Origin of the sequence: Aeromonas sp. QDB23 (genome assembly GCF_027707745.1) — a bacterium.
In the GTDB taxonomy this organism is placed as follows: domain Bacteria; phylum Pseudomonadota; class Gammaproteobacteria; order Enterobacterales; family Aeromonadaceae; genus Aeromonas; species Aeromonas allosaccharophila.
Genome location: NZ_JAPCJA010000108.1, coordinates 1 through 4705, shown reverse-complemented (window position 1 = coordinate 4705; position 4705 = coordinate 1). Strand labels below are relative to the sequence as shown.

Below are 4705 nucleotides of genomic sequence, written 5' to 3'. Positions count from 1 at the left end.
GAGCCGGCTGGAATGACGACTATCGGGCTCAGTTATTCTTTGGTTAAAATATCAACAAAGTGTGCTCCCGCCCTGGGTAATACCCAGCCGCACCATGGCACTCTTTTTCTGGGTACTGATGGTTTTTACGCTGCGATGCAGATAGTCGGCGACCTCGGAAACCGACATGCCGCTGGCCAGCAGGCGGACAACTTCAGACTCCTTGGGGGTCAACGGACTTATATTGCCTTGAGAGGATACACCGGCATCGGCCAGCAGCATTTTTACCGCAGGGCCAATATAGCGATGGCCAAGTAATATCTGGCGAATGGCATCGGCCAGTTCGTTGATCACCGATTTTTTCAGTATCAGACCGTTTACCCCAACCTGAATAAGGGATTGCAAGATGGCGCTGTTCTGGATTTGGGTCAGCACAATAATGGGCAGGTTTGGATAATCCCGGCGCAACTGCTGGATCATGACCAGGCCATCGCAACGGGTATCTCCAGGCATACTGAAATCAGTGATCAGCAGATCACAATGATGTTGTTGCAATGATTTCAGCAACTCAGATACCTGATATGCCTCGGCGATCACTTCACAATGGGGTGTTATCTGGTCAATCAGGCTGCGGATCCCGGTCAGAATCAAGGGATGGTCATCGGCAAGAATAATCTTGAAGGACATGGATGAGCCTCTTATAAAACGGTGAGTAATATTCAGGCTATCAAAACTAACATTTCTATACTACCGTGCGCACCCCATTTTTTAGGGAGCGTCTATCTTTTGGAAAATATATGTGAATCGTTATGCCTATATATTATTCGCCCATGCCATTAATCAAACGGTTCATAATTATTGCACTGTTTTTTTTCTTGACCCCAGTGACGTTTTCGGCGCCGCTCCTTGCTGCGCGCACTGTCAATGTGGGCATTGTGTCCGGAGGGTGGGGCCCTTTTCAACAGTGGAATGGCAAGATTGCAGCCGGGTTCAGCGTTGAATTGATGGAACAATTAGCCCAAAAGCTGGACTACCGGATTGCCTGGCAGGTCTACCCCGACTGGGAGGCCATGTATGCCGATGCCTGCCGTGGCAAGGTCGATATTCTGCTGGATGCCTTTAACTCCGAGGTGCGCCAGTGCGTCACCTATAGCTTGCCTTACTACACCTCGCCGACTGTGGTGGTGGTGCGACAAGACAGCGCCCTGTTTCGTGATGTGAGTCGCTTGCAGTCCTCGAGCATTGCTATCGAGAAGGGGTTTATAACGGAAAAACTGGTCAGACTGCACTACCCGAATGTCACGCCGCGGCTGTTTGTCGATACCCGCAGCGCACTGCAGGCGGTCGAGCAAGGGCGGGCAGATGCCTATATCGGCAACCTCCATGTGGCCAATCTGTTTATCGAGCATCACCCGGCGTTGGCGGTGGTTGCCCAGTCTCCCTTGTTGATGGAAACCCTGCATCTTGGCGTCGTCAGCCAGAAGCACTCCCTTGCTATCCGGCTTGATACGGCCATTCAGGCGCTGACGGTCGAGGCGCGCAGTGCACTTGAAAAACGCTGGTTGGGGGAGAGCCTGACCCCCAATTTTATGGGGCACAGCAATTTCTTGTTGCGTCCCGATGAGCGTGCCTGGCTCTCGACACTGCCGCCGTTGAAGCTGGGATTACTCCCAGGTTGGGCACCCTTCTCTTACCTCGATGAGGAGGGGAATTCGGTCGGTTTAATGGTTGACTACCTTGCCTTGCTGCAAGAGAGGCTGGGGTTGGCTTACGATCGGCTGCCCGTCGAGAACTGGCCCGAGTTGCAGCAGTTGTTGCTGCATCACGATGTGGATCTGGCGGTCTTGCCAACCCGGGTTATCGAGCAGCTGGTGGGTTGGCATGGCAGCGAGCCCTTCGCGTCATTTCCCATGGTGCTGGTGACGGCCCGTGGCAGCCTGCCGATCGGGGATATTTCTGATCTGGCTGGCAAACATCTGCTGCTGACGGACAGCATGTTGATCCCCCGGCTCAGGGCGCTGGTGCCCGATCTCAAGCTGACCACGACCCGCAATGCCAACGAAGGGATGGCTCGTGTCGCAGCCGGGGCAGGTGATGCCTATATCGGCAATCTGGTGGTGGTTTCTCGCCTCATAGCCGAGCAGTTTGATGACCGGCTTCATATTGCCGCGCCCACCCCCTTCAAGGATGAGCTGGCCGTGGCGGTGCGCGAGCCCTATGCCCCCTTGTTGCCTTTAATCAATCGGGTGTTTACCAGCATGAGCGACAAGGAGAAACGGCAGATCCGCAATAGCTGGTTGGCATTGAACTACAGCGAGGGGATTTCGTGGCAAAAATTGATCCGGACTCTGATCCCCGTCGGGTCCGGGATCATCCTGTTTATCCTCGCACTCTCGGTGGCGTACTGGCGGTTGCGTCAGGAGATTGTCCGCCGCCAGCGGGTTGAGGCCGCGTTGGCCACCGCCAAGGCAAAGGCCGAGGCTGCTGCCAGCCAGAAAGGGGAGTTTCTGGCCACCATGAGCCACGAAATTCGCACCCCCATGAATGGCATTGTCGGCATGGCGGAACAGCTCACCTTTACCGAGCTGACCCAGGATCAGCGCCAGATGGTGGAGATCATCAACCGCGGTGCTCAGGGGTTGCATGCACTGATCGACAATGTGCTCGACTTCGCCAAGCTGGAGGCGGGCAAAATGCGGCTCGAACAAGCCCCGTTCCTTGTCCGGGAGCTGCTCGACAGCGTGCTGACCATGACGATGAGCGAGGTATACCGCAAGGGGTTGCGCGTCTACCTGTGGGCGGATGCCGGTGTGGCAGCCCGGGTAAGCGGTGATGCGCTGCGTCTGCGCCAGATCCTGTTCAACTTTGTCAGCAATGCCATCAAGTTCACCGAGCGGGGCTTTATCGAGATCTCGGTGCAACAGCTGGCGCAGGAGGAGGGGCAACAGCAACTGCGCTTCGGCGTGCGCGACAGCGGCATCGGTATGAGTGCCGAGGCGCTTGGCCGGATCTTCAATGCCTTTGAACAAGCGGAGAGTTCCACCACCCGCAGCCATGGTGGCAGCGGTCTGGGGCTGAGTATCTGTCAGACCCTGGCTCGCTTGATGGGGGGGGAGATCCGGCTGGAGAGTGCCCCCGGGCTTGGCACCTTTATCACCCTGACGGTCATGTTGCCGGTACTGGCGCAGCGAGAGCCGGATCCCCGGCTGAACAGGATGCAGGCTTCTGTCGAGCTGCATGACGAGAAGTTGTGCCACACCCTGCTGTTGCACCTCGAGGCACTGGGGATTGAGCGCACCACGCAGCACTGCGACGCCGAGTTGCGTTTCAGTGACAATCTGCAAGCGCCTGAAGGGGCTATCTGTGTGTTGCCATTGACATCGCCCCTCGGCTATCGCTACGAGGCGGGGCGCTATCTGCTCAACAGCAACCCCATGACCTGGCATGCGGTGCGGGAAGTCTGCTATCGCCAGCTGGCCTGGGTGGATGGGGTGGCTGCGTCATCGTTGCAAGAGCAGGTGCAGGGCAAGCCCTTGCTGCCTTGTCGAGTGCTTCTGGTGGAGGATAATCCCCTCAACCAGGCACTGGTGATGCGCCAGCTCAGGCAGCTTGATCTGAGCTGCGATCTGGCGGAGCACGGCCAGCAGGCTCTCGAGATGGTTGAGCAGCACTCCTATGGTCTGGTGCTCTGTGATTGCCAGATGCCGGTGATGGATGGCTATGAATTCACGCGCAGGATTCGGGCTGCAGAGAAAGGCGAGCGGCTGCTGATCATCGCCATGACGGCCAATGTATTGCCGGAACAGGCTGAACGCTGTTTTGCCGCGGGCATGGACGATCTGCTGGGCAAGCCGGTGCTGCTGGACGGGCTGCGTCAGATGTTGCTGAAGTGGCGCATCTTGCCATCGCCCCCCTTGATTGATGTCGCTGCCATGGCGGCATTTTTTGGCCAAGGTGACAAATTGCGGCAGATGTTTCCGCTCTTTCGTCAGGAGCTTGAACAGGCGATGGCGCAGCAGCCACAGGATGACAAGGCATTGGCCAATTGGGTACATCGTCAGGCTGGCACCATCAGTATGATGATGGTGCCGCAGCTTGCCGAAGAGGCGTGGCGACTGGAAGAGAAGATCCGTCAGCTCGGGGCGTCGGTTTGTATGAGCGAACTGGCCCTATTTCGTACCCGGTTGCAGCACATCATCGGTGAGTTACGGCAGTTGAGCGAGAGCGAGTCAGCTATCGAGGGAGAGCTGAAATAGTGGAAACTGTTCACTCATAAAGTCGCGGGGGCTGTGACCATTGCCTGCACCGGCCAGCCACTCCCAATCCAGTTTTGGCGAGCCAGCTTTGAAGCGTTGATAGGCAACGCCCTGATGGATGGTCAGAAAGAGGGTCGTGGGAAGTCCCAGCTTGTTGCTGTAGCGCACCATCACTTCGCCCTGATAGTCGTTGCTTATTCTGACTTTGAGCGCCTGCAGTGTCAGACCGGTAGCATGACCGTGCTCGTCCCAGACTTCAAACATGATGTAAATACTCTGATATTGATGATGCCACGATGAGCAAGATTGAATGCAATTGCAACTGTCAGATCTGACAAGGGCAGAAATGAGTGGGGGGGTATACAAAGCGAAAACCCGGCGCGAGGCCGGGTCTTCTGAATGATGGTGGAGGGAGAAGGATTCGAACCTTCGAAGGCAGAGCCGTCAGATTTACAGTCTGATCCCTTTGG

Annotated in this window: 3 protein-coding genes; 1 reads left to right on the top strand and 2 read right to left on the bottom strand. The window is 56.5% G+C overall.

Annotated elements, in window-relative coordinates; translation table 11 throughout:
• Window positions 1-51: 51 nt before the first annotated feature.
• Window positions 52-666: a response regulator gene (locus PG888_RS22375; RefSeq protein ID WP_182937996.1), complete on the bottom strand. Its 615-nt coding sequence runs from the start codon at window positions 664-666 to the stop codon at window positions 52-54.
• 122 nt (window positions 667-788) lie between these two features.
• On the opposite strand from PG888_RS22375, the gene PG888_RS22370 reads away from it, so the two are divergent.
• Entirely contained in the window at window positions 789-4235 is a 3447-nt protein-coding gene (locus PG888_RS22370; RefSeq protein WP_232093564.1) for an ATP-binding protein, read from the top strand.
• On the opposite strand, the gene PG888_RS22365 is transcribed toward PG888_RS22370, so the two are convergent.
• Window positions 4209-4499 carry a hypothetical protein gene (locus PG888_RS22365; protein ID WP_182969505.1) on the bottom strand — a complete coding sequence of 97 codons (291 nt, stop codon included), beginning with the start codon at window positions 4497-4499 and terminating at the stop codon, window positions 4209-4211. The two genes, PG888_RS22370 and PG888_RS22365, sit on opposite strands and share 27 nt — an antisense overlap.
• Between the last annotated feature and the right edge of the window lie 206 nt (window positions 4500-4705).

What these genes read in the sequence shown, in the direction of transcription:
- PG888_RS22365 (WP_182969505.1), bottom strand. Translation starts at nt 4,499, where the DNA reads ATGTTTGAAGTCTGGGACGAGCACGGTCATGCTACCGGTCTGACACTG.
- PG888_RS22370 (WP_232093564.1), top strand. Translation starts at nt 789, where the DNA reads ATGCCTATATATTATTCGCCCATGCCATTAATCAAACGGTTCATAATT.
- PG888_RS22375 (WP_182937996.1), bottom strand. Translation starts at nt 666, where the DNA reads ATGTCCTTCAAGATTATTCTTGCCGATGACCATCCCTTGATTCTGACC.